Origin of the sequence: Asticcacaulis aquihabitans, from assembly GCF_032490435.1 — a bacterium.
GTDB lineage: Bacteria > Pseudomonadota > Alphaproteobacteria > Caulobacterales > Caulobacteraceae > Asticcacaulis.
The window spans coordinates 867746-887768 of the sequence record NZ_JAVGWM010000002.1; the positions used below are offsets into that span (position 1 = coordinate 867746).

The following is a 20023-nucleotide window of genomic DNA, read 5'->3' on the forward strand; positions in this document are numbered from 1 at the left end:
TTGTCGGAGATTTCCCCATGACTGCTTCGCTCGACCTGTCCCCTATTGGCAATTGCGCCGCAACCGCCCTCATCGATCAGCGCGGCCGCTATGTCTGGGCCTGCTGCCCACGCGTTGACGGGGAGCCCGTCTTTTCCGCCCTGCTCACACCCGCCGCCGGCGAAGACGCAGGCCTGTGGTCCGTCGATATAGAAGACGAGGCGACGATAGAGCAGGCCTATATCCGTAACACGCCGATTCTGCGCACCGTCATGCGCGACCGGCACGGCAACGCACTTGAAGTCATCGACTTCGCGCCGCGCATGCATCACCTCAATCGCACCTTCCGCCCCTGGGCTTTTTACCGCATCATTCGACCGCTGAGTGGTGCACCGCGTGTGAAGATCCGGCTGACACCGACTGGAAACTGGGGCCGTGACCATGCGACGGCCACCTCAGGCTCCAGCCATATCCGGTATGACTGCGGCGCCGAAACGATGCGTTTGACGACCAATGCGCCCCTCACCTACGTTCGAAACGGTCGCAGTTTCCGTTTGGAAGGCACCTTGGGCTTTCATCTCGGCCCAGACGAGCCCTACCCAAACGATGTCTTGGCCGATTGTGAGCATATGTTACGGGCCACGACGGCCTATTGGCAAAAGTGGGTGCGCACCCTCTATCTGCCGCTCGAATGGCAGGAGGCGGTTATCCGGGCCGCCATTACGCTGAAACTGTGTGCTTACGAGGAAACGGGCGCCATTGTTGCGGCCATGACGACCTCGATCCCCGAGGCCCCAGGCAGCCAGCGCAACTGGGACTATCGCTATTGCTGGATACGCGATGCCTATTATGTCGTGCGCGCCCTGAACCGGCTGGGCGCGGCCGATATGCTGGAAAGCTATCTGGTCTATCTGCGTAACCTGACAGACATGTCGGCGGGTGGCCATGTCCAACCGCTATATAGTGTCTCCATGGACGCGGCCTTGACCGAATGGATCGCGCCCGACATGCACGGCTATCGCGGCATGGGGCCAGTCCGTGTCGGCAACCAGGCCTATGAACATTTCCAGCACGACGTTTACGGCCAGATGATCCTGCCGTTGACGCAGTCTTTTTTCGACCAGCGCTTCCTGCGTCCCGGCACGATCGAGGATTTTCATGCCATGGAGCGGGTCGGGGAGCGGGCGTTCGCCATGCATGACCAGCCCGACGCCGGCCTGTGGGAATTCCGTACCAAGGCGCGCGTGCACACCTACTCCGCCCTGTTGTGCTGGGCGGCGTGCGACCGTCTGGGTAATGCCGCGGCTGCCCTGGACCTCCCGGACCGCAGCGTTTTCTGGACCGACCGCGCTCGGATCATCCGCCACAGCATCGAAACCCGGGCCTGGAATGAAAAGGGCGGGTATTTCGCCGGCTCGTTTGAAGGCGAGGAAGTCGACGCCAGCCTGCTGCAACTGTTCGAGCTCGGCTTTTTGCCGCCCGACGATCCGCGCTGCGTGGCGACCTTCGCCGAGGTTGAGCGGCAATTGCGCAAGGGTGACAATCTCTACCGCTATATTGAGCCCGACGATTTTGGTGAACCCGAAACGGCGTTCAACTTCTGCACCTTTTGGTACATCGAGGCGCTTCACCTCATGGGGCGTACCGACGAGGCGCGCGATCTGTTCGAAGCCATGCTGAAGCGGCGCACCGCGTCTGGCCTGCTGTCGGAAGATGTGAAGGTCGACACTGGCGAGTTGTGGGGCAATTTTCCACAAACCTATTCGCTTGTCGGTCTGATCACCTGTGCGGCTTTGCTCAGCCGATCCTGGACCGCCATACGCTAAACTGCGAAGCTTAATTCGCTACAGAGTGAGTCGCTGCAATATTTGTCGGACAAATACCTTTCGGCTGCCCACTAACTGTGCATATTGTCCGACAAATGCCCCTTGACCCATCCCTTGACTGTGTATATTGTCTTACAATAATGTCCGGCACCAAAGGTCGGCAATTCTCCAGGGTGGAATAATGCTCAGCTTGTCACGACGTCAGGCGCTTGCCGCCGCTTCTGCGCTCGGCGTCACCGCCACATGCGCGCAGGCAGCACCTGCGGCGTCTCGTATATCGGCTTTTCCACTCAGCGCCGTTCGCCTGAAAGCATCGATCTTCGATACGGCCGTCATGGCCAATCAGGACTATCTCCTGGCGTTGTCGCCTGACCGGTTCCTGCACAATTTCCACGTATCCGCAGGCTTGCCGCCTAAGGGCGAAGTTTATGGCGGTTGGGAAGCGCGTGGCATCGCCGGTCATAGTCTCGGGCATTATCTCAGCGCCTGTTCCTTGATGTTCGCGCAAACCGGCAATGACGCCTGCCGGGCGCGCACGGCCTATATCGTCAAGGAACTCCAGGTCATACAGGCGGCGCATGGCGATGGCTATGCCGGCGGCACAACGGTCGATCGTGATGGCAAGACGGTGGACGGCAAGATCATTTACGAAGAACTGCGCAAGGGCGACATCCGCACCTCCGGCTTCGATCTGAATGGCGGTTGGGTGCCCCTTTACACCTATCATAAGGTCTTCGCCGGGGTTCTCGATACCCACGCCTTGACCGGCAATGCCGACGCCCTGACGGTGGCGATCGGGCTGGGCGACTATCTGGGTAAAATCCTCGAAGGCCTTTCCGACGATCAGGTTCAGAAGATCCTGATGGCAGAGCATGGCGGTCTGAACGAATCCTACGCCGAGCTTTATGCCCGTACGCAAAATCCGCGCTGGCTGACCTTGGCGCAGCGCATTCGCCACAAGGCGGTGCTTGATCCGATTACCGAGGGCCGCGACGAACTGGCCGGCAAGCACGCCAACACCCAGATACCCAAGGTTATTGGGCTGGCGCGCCTTTACGAACTGACCGGCGATCCCAAGCACGCCAAGGCGGCGCTTTTCTTCTGGGAGACGGTCACCCAGGACCATTCCTATGTCATCGGTGGTAACTCCAATTTCGAGCATTTCGGCGAACCGCGCAAGCTGGCCAACCGCCTGGGCCAGCAAACCTGTGAAGCCTGCAACACCTATAATATGCTGCGCCTCACCCGGCACCTCTATGGCTGGAGCGGAGACGCGCGTTACTTCGATTATTTCGAGCGCGCCCACCTCAACCACATTATGTCGCAACAGGACCCGGCCACCGGCATGGTCTCCTATTTTTCGCCTCTGGCTTCCGGCTTCGGACGCAAGCATTCGACCCCGGAAAACGATTTTTGGTGCTGCGTCGGTTCGGGCATGGAAAGCCATGCCAAGCATGGTGAAAGTATCTACTGGCGGGCCTCCGGGCCGTCAGGCGACCGCGTGCTCGTCAACCTCTTCTACGCCTCGTCGCTTGACTGGACTGAGAAAGGCGTTCGGATCGATATGGAGACGGGCTTTCCTTACCAGGACAGCGTCATCCTTCGCGTGACGGGCAAACCGGTGGAGCTTGGCCTGCGTGTGCCTTCATGGTGCGCGGCGCCGGAATTGAAGATAAATGGCAAGCTGGAGAGCGCGCCGCCCAAGGACGGTTACCTGATCGTCAAGGCCAAGCCGGGCGACGTCTTGACCCTGCGCTTGCCTATGGCGGTCCACGTCGAGGCCATGCCGGACGATCCGCGTCTTATAGCCTTCCTGAACGGTCCTTTGGTTCTGGCGGCGGACCTTGGCCCGACGAACGCGCCGTGGGCCGGTATCGATCCCGTCATCATTGCCGACAGTGATCGCGATATCCTCGCTCCTGCGCTGAATGGCATGCAGACCTTCACGGCCGCCGACAGAAGCTATCCGAAGCCGTTGGTTCTGCGCCCCTATTTCGATCAGCATCATAACCGCACGGCGGTGTATTTCCGCCGCTTTACCGCCGCAGAATGGCCAGCCGCCGAGGCTGCCTACAAGGCTGAGGCCCAGACCAAGGCAGATATCGAGGCGCGCACGGTCGACGTCATCCGACTGGGCGAACAGCAGCCCGAAACCGATCACAACTTCAAGGGTGACGAGTCGACAGCCGTGATCACCCATATCAATATGCGCGGCCGCATGGTCAATGGCGCGTTCCAGTTCGATATGCGTGCCGCGCCGGGACCGCTGACCCTGATGGTTACCTATAATGGCGCCGACCACAAACGCAGCATCCCTATTCTGATCGACGGGCAACCGCTGGTCACCGAAACGCTTCCGGGCGAGCCGTCCTCGCAGGTTCAAGTAAAATCCTACGCCCTGCCCGACGCGCTTACACGCGGTAAAAGCCATATCACTGTGCGCTTCGCCGCGCCCCAGTTCCAGTGGGCAACCGTCTACGAGTGCCGCCTCCTAAAATCCGCCACCCAAACCGTCTGAGGACTATATGTTGAAACACACTGCCTCCAGCGTCTTGGCCGTCATCGCTGCCGCGACAACCCTGTTGTTTGCGCCCGCCATCGACGCCAAGACATTGACCGCCACCGCGACCCTGAAGGCCGACCAACCCGGTCCGCAAATCAGCCGCTACATTTACGGCCAGTTTTCCGAACATCTCGGCCGCGGCATCTATGACGGTGTCTGGGTCGGCGAAGGATCAGCGATCCCCAATGTGCGCGGCATCCGCACCGATGTGGTCACGGCGCTGAAGGATATCCACGTGCCTGTCATTCGCTGGCCCGGCGGCTGCTTTGCTGATGAATATCACTGGCGGGACGGCGTCGGCCCCCGCAAGGATCGCCCGTCACGGAAAAACAACTGGTGGGGTGGATCGCCGGAAAGCAACGCCTTCGGCACGCATGAGTTCATGGACTTCGCCGAACAGGTTGGCGCCGATCCTTATGTATCGGTCAATGTCGGATCTTCCAATCCCACCGAGATGCGTGAGTGGATCGAATATATGACCTCGCCGGGTGACGACACCCTGGCCCAGGAGCGCCGCAAGAACGGTCGCGACAAGCCGTTCAAGGTGCCGGTAATCGGCATCGGCAATGAAAGCTGGGGCTGCGGCGGTGCGATGACGCCGGAATATTATTCCAACGAATATCGCCGCTTCCAGGAGTTCTTCCACAAGAACAGCGACAATAGCGCGATACGTGTCGCCTCGGGGGCCAATGCCTTCGACACAAAGTGGACAGAGGTGCTGATGAAGAACATTGGCAACCGGATGGATGCGATTTCCCTCCATTACTACACCCTGCCGACCGGCAATTGGGACAAGAAGGGCGCGGCGACCGGCTTCTCGCAACAGGACTGGGCCAACACGTTCGACCAAACCCTGCGGATGGAAGATCTGCTGCAAAAGCATATCGCCGTCATGGACGCCGCCGACCCACAAAAGAAAATTGGCCTTTATGTCGACGAGTGGGGCACCTGGTATGATGTCGAAGCCGGCACCAATCCGGGCCACCTCTACCAATTGAATACCTTGCGTGACGGTGTGCTTGCCGCCGCCAATTTCAATATCTTCCATCATCATGCCGACCGCGTGCGCCTTACCGCTATCGCCCAGACGATCAACGTCCTGCAGGCCATGATCCTGACCCAAGGCGACAAGATCGCCCTGACGCCGACCTACTATGCCTACAAGATGTACGTGCCGTTCCAGGACGCGACAGCCCTGCCCTTTGACGTGACGGCCCCGACCTATACGATCGGTGACAAGACCTTACCTGCCTTCAACGCTTCGGCGGCCAAGGGTAAGGACGGAAAGACCTATATCGGTATTTCCAACATGGATCCGAACGACTCGTTGGTTCTGACGGTCGATATCGGCGGCCTGAAAGTCAAAAATGTCACCGGTCAGGTCCTGACGGCTGAGAAGATGGATGCCGCCAATCCAATCGGCGGCAAGGCCGTCGTCGCGCCGGTCGCCTATACGGGTGGCAAGATCAAAGGCAATCAACTGACTCTCGACATTCCGGCCAAGTCCGTTGTCGTCGTGTCGCTCGACTAAGGCAAAGGATATCGCGCATGTCAGTTCGTTATTTTGCGGGGCTGGCATGCGCGGTAGCGCTTATCGCCTCCCCTGCCCTGGCCGAGACTTTTCCGGTCCATATCCAGGTTGACGCCAGCAAGACTGAAGGCCGGCTTGACCCGATCTGGCGTTTCTTCGGCGCCGATGAGCCCAATTATGCCACCATGAAGGATGGCCAGCGCCTGCTGACGACATTGGGCGCCTTGAAGCCCCGGCAGGTCTATTTCCGCACTCATAACCTGCTGACCACGGGAGACGGCACGCCCGCGCTGAAATGGGGCTCCACCAACATCTACACCGAAGATGCCAACGGCAATCCCGTCTATAGCTGGACGATTGTCGATCATATTTTCGACACTTACCTGGCCCGCGGCGTGCGCCCCTACGTCCAGGCCGGCTTCATGCCTGAGGCCCTGTCCAGTCATCCGCAACCCTATCGTCACGAATGGCGGCCAGGCCTCGATTATGCGGGGATCAAGAGTGGCGTTGCCTATCCGCCCAAGGATTATGGCAAGTGGGAAGAGCTTATGTATCAATGGGTCAGGCACTGCGTAGACCGCTACGGTCAGGCGGAGGTCGAGACCTGGTACTGGGAAACCTGGAACGAGCCCAATCTCGATTTCTACTGGGGCGGCACGCGTGAGGAATTCTTCAGGTTGCACGATACCACGGTGCGGTCCATTCGCCGCGCCCTGCCCAATGCGCGTGTCGGCGGCCCTGATATGGCAGGCTCAAATCCACAGTGGTTGAACGCCTTCATGGATCACGTCACGCAAGCCGGTACGCCGGCCGACTTTATCTCCTTCCATGCCAAGGGCGCGCCGAAATTCATAGACGATGCCAATGGCGGACACGTCCAGATGGGGCTGAATGTGCATTTGCAGACGGCGGACCAAGGGTTCGCCACCATCGCCGCCAATTCTACTTTCAAATCGAAACCGATCGTAATCGGCGAGTCCGATCCGGAAGGCTGCGCCGCCTGCCAGGGGCCGGCCAACGCCTACCGTAACGGGACCATGTATTCCAGCTACACGGCGGCCAGCTTTCCCCGCTTGATGGCTCTGGCTAAACGGCGCGGCGCGCACTTGGAAGGCGCCCTAACCTGGGCGTTCGAGTTCGAGGATCAGCGCTATTTCGCCGGTTTCCGACAATTGGCCAGCAATGGACTAAACCTGCCTGTTGCCAATGTTTTCAAGATGTTCGCCATGATGGATGGCGACCAAATTCTGGACGTTTCCGATCATCAGGCGCCGCTCGATGCGGTTTTGACATCGGGCGTGAGGGGCGCCCCTGACATTGGGTCTATCGCCAGTTTCGACGGTCGTCAGATCAGCATTCTGGTCTGGCACTATCATGATGACGATCTGGCAGGTCCGGATGCCGATATTCACATAGATTTGGCGGGCCTGCCCAAGGCCTTCGCGAAGGGTGCAGTGGTGACGCAATATCGCGTGGACAGCCATCACAGCAACAGCTTCACCGCCTGGAAGGCCATGGGAGAACCGCTCGCGCCCACCAATGCCCAATACGCTGAATTGCAGAAGGCAAGTGAGTTGGTTGGCATCCCTCTCGCGCCCGCCCGGATCCAAAAAGGCGTAATAACCCTTGATCTGGACTTGCCACGCCAAGGTGTGGCCCTGATCGTTGTGACGCCGCAAAAATAATCCAGAACACAAAGATTCCAGCCTCCTATTTATTTTCTATGCCAAGCTTGGGTGTCGTTCACATCTTGGGTGAAGTCGGTCGCCAATCTTGACAGGGCTTCACATCTGGTGAAGGCATACAGCCTTGGGTGGCGGCGCGTACATGTGGGCTCTGGGGCGTAGGTGCCCACCGGGTGCGCTTAGTGCGACGATTAACAGCTGTGGGGGCAATAGGGGTGAGTGTACTGTCTGTCTTTGTGCCGGTGCTTGCCGCCAGTCCTGCGGCGGTCCTTGTCCAGGCGACGGAGCCGCCGGCCGCAACGCCGGTGCAGGCGCCCTCAACCAAGACGGATAAGGCCACTGACGAGACCCCGGTTATTGTTGTCACCGCGCGTAAATCCTCTGTAACAAACAAAATCGACCGCCGGGTTTATGATGTCGCCGCCCGCCCGGACGCGGCCTTCAGCTCGGCAAATGACGTCTTGGCGCGCATCCCGTCTGTGACGGTCGATCCGCGCGGCCGCATCGCTCTGCGTGGCAACAGCCAGGTCAAGGTTCTGGTTGATGGCGTCGAAGCTCGCCCGGGTGTGTTGAACAATCTTCAGGCCTCAGACATCGACCATATCGAGGTCATGACCAACCCGTCGGCCCAGTTTTCCTCGGACGGCAGCGGCGGCATCATCAACCTTGTTCTTAAAAAGAAACGCAAGGACGGCCTGAACGGCATTTGGAGCGTGCGTGGCGATGATGACGGTCGTTACAGCGCCAATGCCAATGTCAGTTACAAAACCGGGCGCTGGACAGCCAATGCGTCCGTAGGCGTCAACCGCGAGCTGACGGTCACCAGAACCGACGGAAGGCAACACTGGCAGACCACATCTGGGCTGGAAACCACCACAGGCGCGGGCCGGTCAACGACGTCGCCCCGATCGTCCTATGAAAGTGCGTCCATCGCTTACGATCTAAGCCCAAAGGACCGTCTGCAACTCAGTGGCAACCATTATAGGCCGCGAGCCTTATCGAAGGATGCGGGAACTGTTTTGATCACCGACCTGTCCGGTGTGCTGGACGATCACGCCGAATCCACAGTCAACCCAGATCGCGGCGAGGGCGGCGAGATTACGGCCCATTACACGCATACGGGCGCGATCAAAGACGAGCACTTCGACCTCGACATCACCTATGGCAGCAGCCAATCCCAGGAAAGCTCAACGCACAGGTTGAGCCACACCGTACCGTCGCAGGCCGATCAAGCCTACACCTACCTGAATAACGGGCGCGATAGCAGCCTGACCATTAAGGGCGACTATGAGCGCCCGTTCGGCACCTCGCGCCTGACGGCCGGTTTTCAGGCTGAGCAAAACGGCAGTGATGCACGCAGCCGTTCCGAAAATATCGCAGCCATCGTTCCGGGCGAAGCCGATATCGATACCGCCTTCTCATACAGCCGCCAGAACTTGGCCGGCTATGTCACCTGGCAGACGCCGCTTGGCCGCTGGGTTGTCATGCCTGGCCTGAGGATCGAGGCCGATACGTGGGACGCCGGCGCCGTCAAACGTAACGATCTGCGTTTTCTGCCATCGCTCAACATGAACCGCGACCTGTCGGATACGACCAAGCTGGTCGCCAGTTACAGCCACCGCACACAGCGCCCGGATGTCTTCCAGCTCAATCCACGACGCATATACTGGTCACGCCTGTACGCGTACGAGGGCAACCCCAACCTGGTCTCCCAGGATACGGATTCCTATGAAATCGGCTATGAGTTTGCCGACAAGGGGTTCAGCTCGAATGGCAGCCTATACTACCGGGTGAATAAAAACCCGCAGACCGATACGCGCCGGGTGACGGCGGACCAGGTTGTCATCCAGACGGTCGTCAATGCGGACCAGTCGCGCGCCGCCGGACTGGAGCTTACGGCCAAGGGCAAGCTTATGAAAAAGCTGGATTACTCACTTAACCTGAACCTGTTTGACAGCGAAGTGGCCGGTATGGTCGGCGGAGAGACCTTGCGCCGACAAAATGTGACCTACTCCGGAAATGCCATCATCGACTACAAGCCGCGACCAAAGGATTGGATCCAGTTGACTCTCAGTGGCGAAGGGCGCGGCGTGGCATTGCAAGGCTACAAGACTGGCTACTACCGGCTCGACATGACCTACCGTCATAAGCTGACGGCAAAATGGACGGCGTCGGTGCGGGCCTTCGACCTGTTAAACACGTCGAAACAGACAGATATTTTCGTCACCCCGGAAGGTGACTCCCGCACGGTTAGTCGCAAGGAGCGGCCAGCGATCATGATCGGCATTGCCCGCAGCTTCGGCAATACCGGGCAATAGCGAGACGACGTGGGGTCTGCAGATGCAACAGGCCGAGCCGCCTCAATACACCTCATTGCAAAAAGCAAGTGAATAAGCGGAAGTGTCCATCTCGCCTGTTCTCACCCGAAAAGGCGCGACAAGCCTCAATCAGGACTTTTTGCGGCAAGTTCCGGCTCTGATTGTCAGAAATTGATATTAAACCCATATTTTCATATAGTTAGGACTAATCTCCGGCAAATACAATTTGCTATTGATACCGGTGTCATAGATTGCTACACATGGGACAAATCTGACTTCACAGCTTGGAAACCACCATGTGTAACACCCACTCCATTTTCGCCAAGACCTTGCACGCCACGCATCCGGACATGATGGCGGGCGCCGATAATCAGGCTTTGCGCGATAAGTATCTGATGACCGGCCTGTTTACGCCGGACGCTGTGGTGCTGCACTATACGCACTTCGAGCGCTTCGTTATCGGTGGCGTCGCGCCGGTCAATATGACAATCAAGCTGCCGGATCAGACCGAGCCGGCGTCCGCCGCAGGCCATCCGTTCCTGGAGCGTCGTGAGCTTGGCGTCATCAATGTCGGTGGCGGTGCCGGCACGGTAAAGGTTGATGGTGTCGATTACAGCCTGGCGCAAAAGGATGGGCTCTATATTCCCATGGGCACGGCCGAGGTGCTGTTTGCATCCGATGACGCCGCCAACCCCGCCCTCTTCTATCTGACCTCGACGCCGGCGCATGCGCGCTATGAAACGGTAAAGATTTCTATCGATCAGGCCGTGCCGCTGGAACGCGGCGCGCTGGAGACCTCCAATCAGCGCGTCATCTATCAGTACATCGTACCGACGACCGCCAAATCCTGCCAACTTCTGCTCGGTCTTACCATTCTGGCGCCGGGTTCGGTATGGAACACCATGCCGCCGCACCTCCATGACCGTCGCTCCGAAGTCTATTTCTACTTCGATTTGGGTGAAAACGATCGTGTTTTCCATTTTATGGGCGAGCCTGACAATGCGCGCCATATCGTCATGCAGAACAACGAAGCGGTCGTCTCCCCGCCGTGGTCGATCCATATGGGCGCGGGCACCAGCAACTATGCCTTCATTTGGGCCATGGGCGGGGAAAACCTCGACTATACCGACATGAAGGTGCTCGATATCTGCCAATTGGCCTAGCTGGCCTGGGTATCCGTCTGATTTGAGACGGAACCGTTCATTCACAAGAAAAGTTTCGGATCGGGTTGTACCGATCCTCAAGAAACGGGGAAAATTCTATGTCCAACTCCATGTTTGATCTGACCGGAAAGGTCGCCCTCGTGACCGGAGCCAATACCGGGCTGGGCCAGGGCATCGCTCTGGCTCTGGCCGAAGCCGGCGCCGACATCGCCGCCGCCGGTATCGTGCCTGCCACTGAAACCGGCGAGAAGGTGACGGCGCTCGGTCGTCGTTTCATCAATATCGAAGCGAACCTGATGTCGGTTGAGCCGGTCGATCGCATTTTGGCGGAGTCCCTGGCTGGCCTTGGCCGCCTGGACATCCTGGTTAACAATGCCGGTCTGATCCGCCGCGCCGACGCGGTCGATTTCTCGGAAAAGGATTGGGACGACGTGATGAACGTCAATATCAAGTCCGCCTTCTTCATGGCCCAGGCCGCCGGCCGTCACTTTATTACCCAGGGCTACGGCAAGATCATCAATATTGCCTCCATGTTGTCCTTCCAGGGTGGCATCCGTGTGCCGTCCTACACGGCTTCGAAATCGGGCATTGCCGGCATTACCCGCTTGCTCGCCAATGAGTGGGCCTCAAAGGGCATCAATACCAACGCCATCGCGCCGGGCTATATGGCGACTGACAACACGGCGCAGATCCGCGCCGATGAAGTCCGTGAAAAGGCCATCCTCGACCGCATTCCGGCCAACCGTTGGGGCGATCCGGCGGATTTGGGCGGTACGGCCGTATTCCTGGCCTCACGGGCATCGGACTATGTCAACGGCGCCATTATCCCGGTCGATGGCGGCTGGCTGGCGCGCTAAGCGCACCGATGCTGGATATCCGCGATTTCGGCGCGACGGGCGACGGTGTGCATCACGACACCGCCGCCATTAACGCCGCTATTGCGCGCGCAACCCAATCGGGCGCGACGATTGTCATTCCGGAGGGGCGATTTCTCAGCTTCTCTATCCGTCTGCTGAGCGGCATAACCCTGCGCCTTGACGCGGGCGCGGTGCTGGAAGCTGCCGATCCAGCCCGTCATGGTGGGATTTACGATCTGCCGGAAGACAACCCCCACGACCTGTACCAGGATTTTGGCCATAGCCATTGGCATAACAGTCTCATCTGGGGTGAAAACCTTGAGCACGTGACGATTTGCGGGCCGGGCCACATCGATGGCGCGGGCCTGACGCGCGAAGGCCCGGGATCTATGTGGAAACGTCAGTCGGGTGAGTTTCCACTCAGCATGCGGGGGCTTTCGGCTAAGGTCATGGCGGAATTATCGCCGGAGGCGTCCACCATGCAGGGCCTAGGCAACAAGGCCATTGCTCTAAAAAATTGCCGCCATGTCGTCTTGCGTGACTTCAGCCTGGCGCGCGGTGGGCATTTTGCCGTCCTGGCCACCGGGTGCGACGATCTCGACATTTCGAACCTGACCATCGACACCAATCGGGATGGGCTTGATATAGACGGGTGTCGCCGCGTGCGCATTCAGGGCTGTCGGGTCAACACCCCCAATGATGACGCCATTGTCCTCAAAAGCTCGTTCGCATTGGGTGAGCGGCGTTCGACGGAAGACGTCGATATTGTCGATTGCCACGTGAGCGGCTTCGACCCGGGCACCCTGCTTGACGGCACGTTTGGCCGGGCGCAACAGCTATCGCCGGATCAGGATCGGGTTACGGGCCGCATCAAAATCGGCACCGAATCCTATGGCGATTTTCGTCGCATCCATATTCGTAATTGCCGGTTCGAGCGGTCACGCGGCCTGGCGCTGGAAACGGTGGATGGCGGGATTATCGAAGACGTCACGGTGGAAGACCTCACCTTGTCTGACGTCACGACCGCGCCGCTCTTTTTACGGCTGGGCGCGCGCCTGCGTGGGCCCGACGGCGCCAAACCCGGTGCGATCAGACGGATCATTATTCGCAATATGACAGCTACGGATGTTTTGCCCGATTACAGCGCTTTGCTCGTAGGGCTTCCCAACCATCCGATCGAAGACGTGACCCTGGACACTGTATCGTTCACCTATCGCGGCGGTTTCACCGGCAGTCCGGGCACGTCCGATGAATTGGCGGACGCCTATCCGGAGCCCAGCATGTTTGGTCCGACCCCTGCCTATGGGCTGTGGGCACGGCATGTGCGGGGCCTGAGCCTTACCCATGTCAATCTGGCAACAGATGGGCCGGACGCGCGGCCCAATATCATTTTGGAAGATACCCGTCTGCAAGGCGCCTGAACGCCTCGACCTGGCGGACCTGCCATACGTCGTCCCTGCCCAGTTCCTCGGCCATTATCTCCGCCACCCGCGGTGCTGTGGCCATGCTGGCGCGGGCGTCAAGCAGCAGCGCCCGCAAACGCCGGGCGAGCACATCTTCAACCGTCCGTGCCTGTTCGCAACGGACGGCCCATCTGATTTCCGCTTCGGAATAGGGTAGCGACGGATGTAACGCGGTCTGAGCCCCATCTAATGCCAGGACCTCGCGCAGGTCACTGCCATAAACGCGCCAATGGTCCGCCGGAACGGACTCGGACCAGCCGTGCAGGCGCAAACTTTCGGTCCGGCTTGGCGCCGATGGCAATCCAGCTTCGTTTGCCGCAAGGTCGATGATGTCCAGTCCCATCCGGCGGTAGGTGGTCCATTTGCCGCCCGTCAGGGTTATCAAGCCGCTGTCCGACGTCAGGAGGGTATGTTCGCGCGACAGTTTCTTGGTGTCGTTCACGGCCCGCGCCTTGACCAGTGGCCGCAGGCCGGCAAAAACGCTCAATATATCGCTGCGTGTCGGTGCCGGCGTCATATAGGCGCCGGCCGTGGCCAGTATGAAGTCGATCTCGGTCTCGAGTGGACGGGGTTCCAGCGCGACGGCCGGCATGGGCGTATCTGTGGTCCCGATAAGGGTCCGGCCATGCCAAGGCACCGCGAACAGGACGCGACCGTCGGAGGTTTTCGGCACCATCAAAGCGGTGGACCCGGCCAGGAACTGCGGCCCAACAACGATATGAACGCCCTGACTGGGCGTCAGCATGGGGGCGGCGTCGGCGGTGTCGAGCTGCCGGATGGCGTCAACGAATATACCGGTGGCGTTGATAACGGCCTTGGCGCGCGCGGTGTGCACCTTCCCCGTTTCGTCATCGTGAAACGTAACGCCGGCAGTTCGACCAGATACTTTTAAAATACCAGTGACGGGTGCAGCATTCAATGCCACGCCGCCATGGGCTTCGAAGGTACGTAGCAGGGTGATCGCCAAACGGCTGTCGTCGAACTGGCCGTCAAAATAGAGAATGCCGCCTTTGAGCCCTTTTGGTTTCAGGGTTGGGATACGGTCCAGCGCGCCCTGGCGGCCCAAGGCCCGGCTGGGTCGCAGGTTTAGTCGTCCCGCCAGCCAGTCATAAAGTTTCAGGCCGATGCCGTAAAACGGGAGACGCCAGAACCGGTAGGTGGCGATCAGGAAGCCCAGATCGTGCACCAGATGCGGCGCGTTCTTTTTCAGCAGGCCCCGCTCGTGCAAGGATTCCCTGACCAGATGGATATGGCCTTGGGCCAGATACCGAACTCCGCCATGGATCAGCTTGGTAGAGCGGCTTGAGGTGCCCTTGCCGTAATCGTGTGCCTCCAGCAACAGCGTGCGGTATCCCCGCGTTACCGCCTCGACCGCCGCGCCCAGACCGGACGCGCCGCCGCCGATAATGATGACGTCCCAGTCGATCGTGTCTGTAATAGCCTGGATTAATGCCGGGCGTGGGTCGCTCATAGCGCCCATCCGCCGCTGCGCGCCACTGCCGCGCGCCAGCGTACCAGGCGCTCTGTGCGTTCGTCGGCGGACATGGCCGGAGAGAAGGTGCGGTCCATCTGCCATTGCGCGGCCACCTCCTCTGGTGAGGACCAGTAGCCGACTGCCAGACCGGCCAGATAGGCGGCACCCAGGGCCGTGGTTTCTGTGACCTTGGGCCGGACCACGGGCACGCCCAGGATATCGGCCTGAAACTGCATCATGAGGTTGTTGCGGCTGGCGCCCCCATCGACCCGCAGTTCCTTGAGAGTGACGCCGGAATCGCGTTGCATGGCTTCCAGCACGTCTGCGGATTGAAAGGCGATCGCTTCCAATGCGGCGCGAGCGATATGGGCCTTGGTCGTCCCGCGCGTCAGCCCAATCATCATGCCGCGCGCATAGGCATCCCAGTGTGGCGCACCAAGACCGACAAAGGCCGGAACCAAAAAAACATCGCCGCTGTCGGGCACCGACGCTGCCAGACTTTCGATCTCCTCGGAGCTTCGAATAAGGCCGAGACCGTCACGCAGCCATTGCACCAGGGCGCCGGCCACGAATACCGAGCCTTCAAGGGCGTAGGTGGTCTGCCCACCCAATTGCCAGGCGATGGTCGACAATAGCTTGTTCTGGCTGGGGACCGCCTCTGCCGCCGTATTCATCAACATGAAGCAGCCGGTTCCATAGGTATTTTTCGCCATGCCCCGTTCCAGGCAGGCCTGGCCGAAGGTCGCTGCCTGCTGGTCGCCCGCCATGCCGGCAATTGGCAGGCGTGCCCCCAGTATGCCCGACGCCGTCTCTCCGTAGACCTCACTATTGCCGCGCACCTCAGGCAACAGGCTGCGGGGGATTTGCAATATGGACAGAAGGTCGTCATCCCAGGCGCCGGTGTGAATATTGTAGAGGAGCGTGCGGCTAGCATTGCTGGCGTCGGTGATGTGTAAGGCACCGCCGCTCAGGTTCCAGACCAGCCAGCTGTCTATTGTCCCGAAGGCCAGTTCGCCGCGCTGCGCCCGCTCCCGCGCGTCCGGCACAGTGTCGAGCAGCCATCGGATCTTCGTGCCGCTGAAATAGGCGTCGAGCAGGAGCCCGGTCTTTTGTTGGAAAACCGCTTCATGTCCGGCCGCCTTCAGGTCGTCGCAGATGTGCGCGGTGCGCCGATCCTGCCAGACGATGGCGTTGTGGATCGGGCGGCCGGTCTTGCGATCCCAGATAACGGTCGTTTCGCGTTGATTGGTGATGCCGATGGCGGCGATGTCGCTCGCACGCAGGCCGGCGCCCGCTATGGCTTCGTTCGCCACGCCGATTTGGGTGGACCAGATTTCGCGAGCGTCGTGTTCCACCCAGCCAGGCTGCGGAAAGATTTGACGAAATTCCTTTTGCGCCACCTTCAGGCAATGGCCTTCCCGATCGAAGACGATGGCGCGGCTGGACGTTGTGCCCTGATCGAGGGCCAGAATAAAGCGTGTCATGCCAAGAGGTTCGCGCCTTTGGCGTCGGGTGACAAGCGCTTTAATGCTGACCCTGGGGATTTGCCGGATCCCAGGGGCGTAATCTGAAGGCGCAAATTTGTGTCAAAGCGTGAGTTGCATAGCCGGCAGTGCGAGGATAATCACATCGGCAACGATTTTTAGTAGTGAGGCCCGCATGACTATTACCCTTTCCGCCGACTTCGACGCCGGCAATATCATCGTCCTGGCGCAAGACGGCGGCCGTTGCGATCTTGAAATTCGCCACGATACGGGTTCCGATTTTTATCAATGGTTCTACTTCCGTGTCGATGGCGCGGCCAATACCGAGCTGAGCCTGCGTATCCTCAATGCCGGTAACTCGGCCTACCCTGACGGCTGGCCGGAGTACCAGGCGCGTGTCAGTACCGACAATGCCGACTGGACGCAGGCGCGGACCGACTATGCCGATGGCGTGCTGACGATTACGCATACGCCGGTAACCGACACGGTCTGGTTTGCCTATTTCGCCCCCTATTCTACCGAACGCCACCAAGCTTTGATCGCGCAATACGCCGCCAAGCCGGACATCGCCCACACAGTGCTCGGGCAAACCCTTGATGGTCGTCCTCTGGATCTGCTCACGCTTGGTACGGGCCCCATCCCCGTGTGGATGTATGCCCGCCAGCACCCGGGGGAAAGCATGGCGGAATGGTGGATGGAAGGCGCGCTTGAAGCCTTGACGGACGGCAATGCCAGTGCCTTGCTCGAAGCCGCGACCATATATGTCGTGCCGAACATGAACCCGGACGGCAGCGCGCGCGGCCACCTGCGTACCAATGCCGTTGGTGTGAACCTGAACCGCGAATGGGAGACGCCGACGCTCGAACGCAGCCCGGAAGTCTATCATGTCCTCAACAAGATGACGCAGACGGGCGTTGCCTTCGCGCTGGACGTCCATGGCGATGAGGCCATCCCTCACGTCTTCATGGCTGGGTTCGAGGGCATTCCGTCATTCAACGACAAATCATTCGCCCTCTATAACCAGTACCTCGTGTCATTGGCGGCGGAAACGCCCTACTTCCAGACCAAGCACGGTTATGCCGTCAACGCGCCGGGCACGGCCAATATGACCATTTCGACAAATGCGGTGGCTGAGCGTTTCGGGGCGGTCGCCATGACGTTGGAAATGCCGTTCAAGGATCACTTCGATCAGCCCGATCCCGTGCGTGGCTGGTCGCCTGAACGGTCTCAGGCCCTCGGGCGGGCCTGCGTTGCGGCACTGAACGGCATGATCACGGATCTGGCCTAGATTACCCGACTGGCCTTGATGATCGTCACCGGAGCCTTGAGGATTTGGCCTTCCAGGCCATCCTCGTCGCGTTTGCGGTCGACGGGATCATGGAGGATGCGCTTAACCACCTCCATGCCCTCGACGACATGGCCGAAGGCGGCGTAGCCCAGCTTGTCCGCGGAGCCCGTGCCGCCGGCGTCAAGATAGGTCATGTCGCCAACCGATATGGTGAAATCTATAGTCGCAGTCCCCGGTGCGAACCGTGACAACGAAATCGCGCCATCGGTATGCGACAGGCCGGTCTGGGTGGTCGGTTCGTGCGCGATCGGGGCATAGGGCGGCGTGCTTATCGCCCCCTGGATAAAGCCCTGTTTTGTGCCAACCTTCAGCGCACGCCAGAAATGCGCCCCATCCAGTTTGCCCGTATCGACATAGTGCAAGAAGTTGGCGGTCGTGATCGGCGCCTTCTTGCGTTCGAGCCGCAGCACGATGTCGCCCTCGCTGGTCTGCAAGCGAACCGTTACGGTGTCTGGCAAGGGGGGCGATAGCGCCGCTGCTACAGGCGCCGACTTTTTTTCCACGGGTCGCGAGCAGGCTGCGACGGTCAAGGCCGCTCCGGCCATAAGAAGATATCGTCTGATCATGGCGGTACTATCTGAATTTACGCGGCGTCTGTCCACAGAAACTCACACGCAAATCCCGCCCGTAGCGGCTAGGCGTCCCCGGTCAGCAGGCTTTCCAGCAGGGTCATCTGATCGGCCTCGTCTGCCGGCTTATCCCACCGGATGCGACTGATGCGCGGAAAGCGTAGGGCGTAGCCAGACTTGTGGCGACTGGAGCGATGGACGGCGTCGAAAGCCACTTCGAAGACAAGCGCCTTCTTGACTTCGCGGACCGGCCCGAAGGTTTTAACAGTGTTGTGGCGCACCCACTTGTCGAGTTCCACCAGTTCCGCATCCGTGAATCCGAAATAGGCCTTGCCAATGGGCAGCAATTCTTCGTTGCGCCAAAGCCCGAAGGTGAAATCCGAATAGAAGCTGGATCGCTTGCCCGACCCGCGTTGGGCGTACATCAGGACAGCGTCGGCCCGTTTTGGGTTGATTTTCCACTTATACCACGGTCCGGTCGGTCGTCCGGCGATATAGGCCGAATCCTTGCGTTTCAACATAAGGCCTTCGATCACGGACAGGTTATCGACACTGGCGCGCGCGGCCTCCAATTGATCGAAGTCATGCCACGGGATTTGGGGCGACAGGCTGATCCCGACCGGACGGTATACTTCCAAGGCGGCCTGAAGCAAGGCCCGCCGCTGTTCATATGGCAAGGGACGGATATCTTCGCCTTCCAGCATCAGCGCGTCATAGACGATCATGGCGGCGGGATGGCTGTCCTGCAACTTGGTCGAAGGGTTTTTACGGCCCAGCCGTTGTTGCAGGTCATTGAAAGAGCCCAACTCGGCGCCACGCTGCACGACCAATTCTCCGTCCAGAACCGCATGGAAATTGAGATGTTGGACGGCATCGGGAAAGCTGTTGCTGATCTCATCGCCTGTGCGCGTGAACAGGGCCCGGCCGACAGCGCTGTGAACGCACTGGACGCGTATGCCGTCATATTTCCATTCGGCGGCATAGGCGTCTGGCATGATCAGGCCGTGATCCTTCGCCTCTAAAGGATGGGCCAGCATGACCGGCGTGAAGGTCAGGCGTTCTTCCACAGCGGGGGCGTCCGCCGTGCCCTCCAGCCAGGCGAACAAATCCTCATAGGGCGGATCGATGCCGTGCCATAGGGTTTCCACGCGCTCGATAGGTTGTCCACCATAGCGGGCGAGCACCTGCTTCAGCAATCGCGCCGAAACGCCTATCCGCAGGGATCCCGAACCAATCTTGAGGAGAGCCCACCGTTCGGGCGACGTCATGCGATCCAACAGCCCAGCGACATAATCCGGCAGTTGCGCCTTGGGCATATGCCGCAGCGCGTCTACGACCTCATGCAAGGCGGGCAAATCGGGGTCGTTAGGCACGACAGCCGGGGCTGGCCACAGGTGCGCCACCGTTTCCGACAATTCACCGACATAGTCGTAACTCATGGCCAGAAGCTGCGGGTCGGTCCGCGCCTTGATCAGGTCAAGCACCATGCCACGCTTGAAATTGGGTAGGCTTAACGCATTTCCGATGATCGCCACCGCATAGCCGCGATCCGGATCCGGCGTCGTTGCGAAGTAGTCGCGCAGGAGCTTTTCCTTGCTTGAGGTCGCCGGTTCGAAATAGAGGCGCTCAAGAAGTTGTGAAAAAGCTTTCATATTGCAATCTTTCATTTGGCCTTATGGGCAAACGATTCCCAGCGTTAAACGCGTCATTAGCATGGCAAAAAATATGATTGAAATATGGTTGTTGGCGTCAATTGTCACCCC

The 20023-nt window shown here is 59.6% G+C and carries 13 protein-coding genes; 9 read left to right on the plus strand and 4 right to left on the minus strand.

Annotated features, from left to right (window positions below; translation table 11 throughout):
• Positions 1 to 17 precede the first annotated feature (17 nt).
• The 8 genes from RCJ00_RS10375 (at position 18) to RCJ00_RS10410 (ending at position 13343) form a co-directional block, all read left to right on the plus strand.
• A complete protein-coding gene (locus RCJ00_RS10375; protein ID WP_316221798.1) occupies positions 18 to 1805 on the plus strand; it encodes a glycoside hydrolase family 15 protein in 1788 nt (595 codons plus the stop codon).
• Positions 1806 to 1986: 181 nt separating this feature from the next.
• A complete protein-coding gene (locus RCJ00_RS10380) occupies positions 1987 to 4323 on the plus strand; it encodes a beta-L-arabinofuranosidase domain-containing protein (RefSeq protein WP_316221799.1) in 2337 nt (778 codons plus the stop codon).
• Positions 4324 to 4330: 7 nt separating this feature from the next.
• Entirely contained in the window at positions 4331 to 5899 is a 1569-nt protein-coding gene (locus tag RCJ00_RS10385) for an alpha-N-arabinofuranosidase (protein ID WP_316221800.1), read from the plus strand.
• A 17-nt stretch (positions 5900 to 5916) separates the two neighbouring features.
• A complete protein-coding gene (locus RCJ00_RS10390; RefSeq protein ID WP_316221801.1) occupies positions 5917 to 7584 on the plus strand; it encodes a GH39 family glycosyl hydrolase in 1668 nt (555 codons plus the stop codon).
• 215 nt (positions 7585 to 7799) lie between these two features.
• On the plus strand, positions 7800 to 9902 hold the full coding sequence (locus RCJ00_RS10395) for a TonB-dependent receptor (RefSeq protein WP_316221802.1): 2103 nt from the start codon (positions 7800 to 7802) through the stop codon (positions 9900 to 9902).
• Positions 9903 to 10198: 296 nt separating this feature from the next.
• Positions 10199 to 11065 carry a 5-dehydro-4-deoxy-D-glucuronate isomerase gene (gene kduI / locus RCJ00_RS10400; RefSeq protein WP_316221803.1) on the plus strand — a complete coding sequence of 289 codons (867 nt, stop codon included), beginning with the start codon at positions 10199 to 10201 and terminating at the stop codon, positions 11063 to 11065.
• A 98-nt stretch (positions 11066 to 11163) separates the two neighbouring features.
• Positions 11164 to 11922, plus strand: coding sequence for a 2-dehydro-3-deoxy-D-gluconate 5-dehydrogenase KduD (gene kduD, locus RCJ00_RS10405; protein WP_316221804.1), 759 nt, complete (start codon positions 11164 to 11166; stop codon positions 11920 to 11922).
• An 8-nt stretch (positions 11923 to 11930) separates the two neighbouring features.
• A complete protein-coding gene (locus tag RCJ00_RS10410) occupies positions 11931 to 13343 on the plus strand; it encodes a rhamnogalacturonidase (protein ID WP_316221805.1) in 1413 nt (470 codons plus the stop codon).
• Here the strand turns inward: RCJ00_RS10410 and RCJ00_RS10415 are convergent.
• Together RCJ00_RS10415 and glpK are read right to left on the minus strand one after the other, a co-directional pair.
• The gene (locus RCJ00_RS10415) at positions 13309 to 14856 is read right to left on the minus strand and encodes a glycerol-3-phosphate dehydrogenase/oxidase (protein WP_316221806.1); all 1548 of its coding nucleotides are present in this window, start codon (positions 14854 to 14856) and stop codon (positions 13309 to 13311) included. The two genes, RCJ00_RS10410 and RCJ00_RS10415, sit on opposite strands and share 35 nt — an antisense overlap.
• The gene (gene glpK, locus RCJ00_RS10420) at positions 14853 to 16343 is read right to left on the minus strand and encodes a glycerol kinase GlpK (RefSeq protein WP_316221807.1); all 1491 of its coding nucleotides are present in this window, start codon (positions 16341 to 16343) and stop codon (positions 14853 to 14855) included. The genes RCJ00_RS10415 and glpK overlap by 4 nt, the downstream gene beginning before the upstream one ends.
• Before the next feature lie 175 nt (positions 16344 to 16518).
• On the opposite strand from glpK, the gene RCJ00_RS10425 reads away from it, so the two are divergent.
• Positions 16519 to 17631, plus strand: a complete 1113-nt coding sequence (locus RCJ00_RS10425; protein WP_316221808.1) for a M14 family metallopeptidase — start codon at positions 16519 to 16521, stop codon at positions 17629 to 17631.
• Here the strand turns inward: RCJ00_RS10425 and RCJ00_RS10430 are convergent.
• Complete coding sequence (locus RCJ00_RS10430; RefSeq protein ID WP_316221809.1) at positions 17628 to 18257, minus strand: peptidylprolyl isomerase; 630 nt, start codon at positions 18255 to 18257, stop codon at positions 17628 to 17630. The genes RCJ00_RS10425 and RCJ00_RS10430 overlap by 4 nt on opposite strands.
• Before the next feature lie 68 nt (positions 18258 to 18325).
• Entirely contained in the window at positions 18326 to 19912 is a 1587-nt protein-coding gene (locus RCJ00_RS10435; RefSeq protein ID WP_316221810.1) for a cisplatin damage response ATP-dependent DNA ligase, read from the minus strand.
• Positions 19913 to 20023: the final 111 nt, after the last annotated feature.

Bases quoted from the DNA above. Each gene is read 5' to 3' on its own strand.
- kduI (WP_316221803.1), top strand. From the start codon at position 10,199: ATGTGTAACACCCACTCCATTTTCGCCAAGACCTTGCACGCCACGCAT.
- kduD (WP_316221804.1), top strand. From the start codon at position 11,164: ATGTCCAACTCCATGTTTGATCTGACCGGAAAGGTCGCCCTCGTGACC.
- RCJ00_RS10390 (WP_316221801.1), top strand. From the start codon at position 5,917: ATGTCAGTTCGTTATTTTGCGGGGCTGGCATGCGCGGTAGCGCTTATC.
- RCJ00_RS10425 (WP_316221808.1), top strand. From the start codon at position 16,519: ATGACTATTACCCTTTCCGCCGACTTCGACGCCGGCAATATCATCGTC.
- RCJ00_RS10385 (WP_316221800.1), top strand. From the start codon at position 4,331: ATGTTGAAACACACTGCCTCCAGCGTCTTGGCCGTCATCGCTGCCGCG.
- RCJ00_RS10375 (WP_316221798.1), top strand. From the start codon at position 18: ATGACTGCTTCGCTCGACCTGTCCCCTATTGGCAATTGCGCCGCAACC.
- RCJ00_RS10380 (WP_316221799.1), top strand. From the start codon at position 1,987: ATGCTCAGCTTGTCACGACGTCAGGCGCTTGCCGCCGCTTCTGCGCTC.
- RCJ00_RS10415 (WP_316221806.1), bottom strand. From the start codon at position 14,856: ATGAGCGACCCACGCCCGGCATTAATCCAGGCTATTACAGACACGATC.
- RCJ00_RS10430 (WP_316221809.1), bottom strand. From the start codon at position 18,257: ATGATCAGACGATATCTTCTTATGGCCGGAGCGGCCTTGACCGTCGCA.
- glpK (WP_316221807.1), bottom strand. From the start codon at position 16,343: ATGACACGCTTTATTCTGGCCCTCGATCAGGGCACAACGTCCAGCCGC.
- RCJ00_RS10435 (WP_316221810.1), bottom strand. From the start codon at position 19,912: ATGAAAGCTTTTTCACAACTTCTTGAGCGCCTCTATTTCGAACCGGCG.
- RCJ00_RS10410 (WP_316221805.1), top strand. From the start codon at position 11,931: ATGCTGGATATCCGCGATTTCGGCGCGACGGGCGACGGTGTGCATCAC.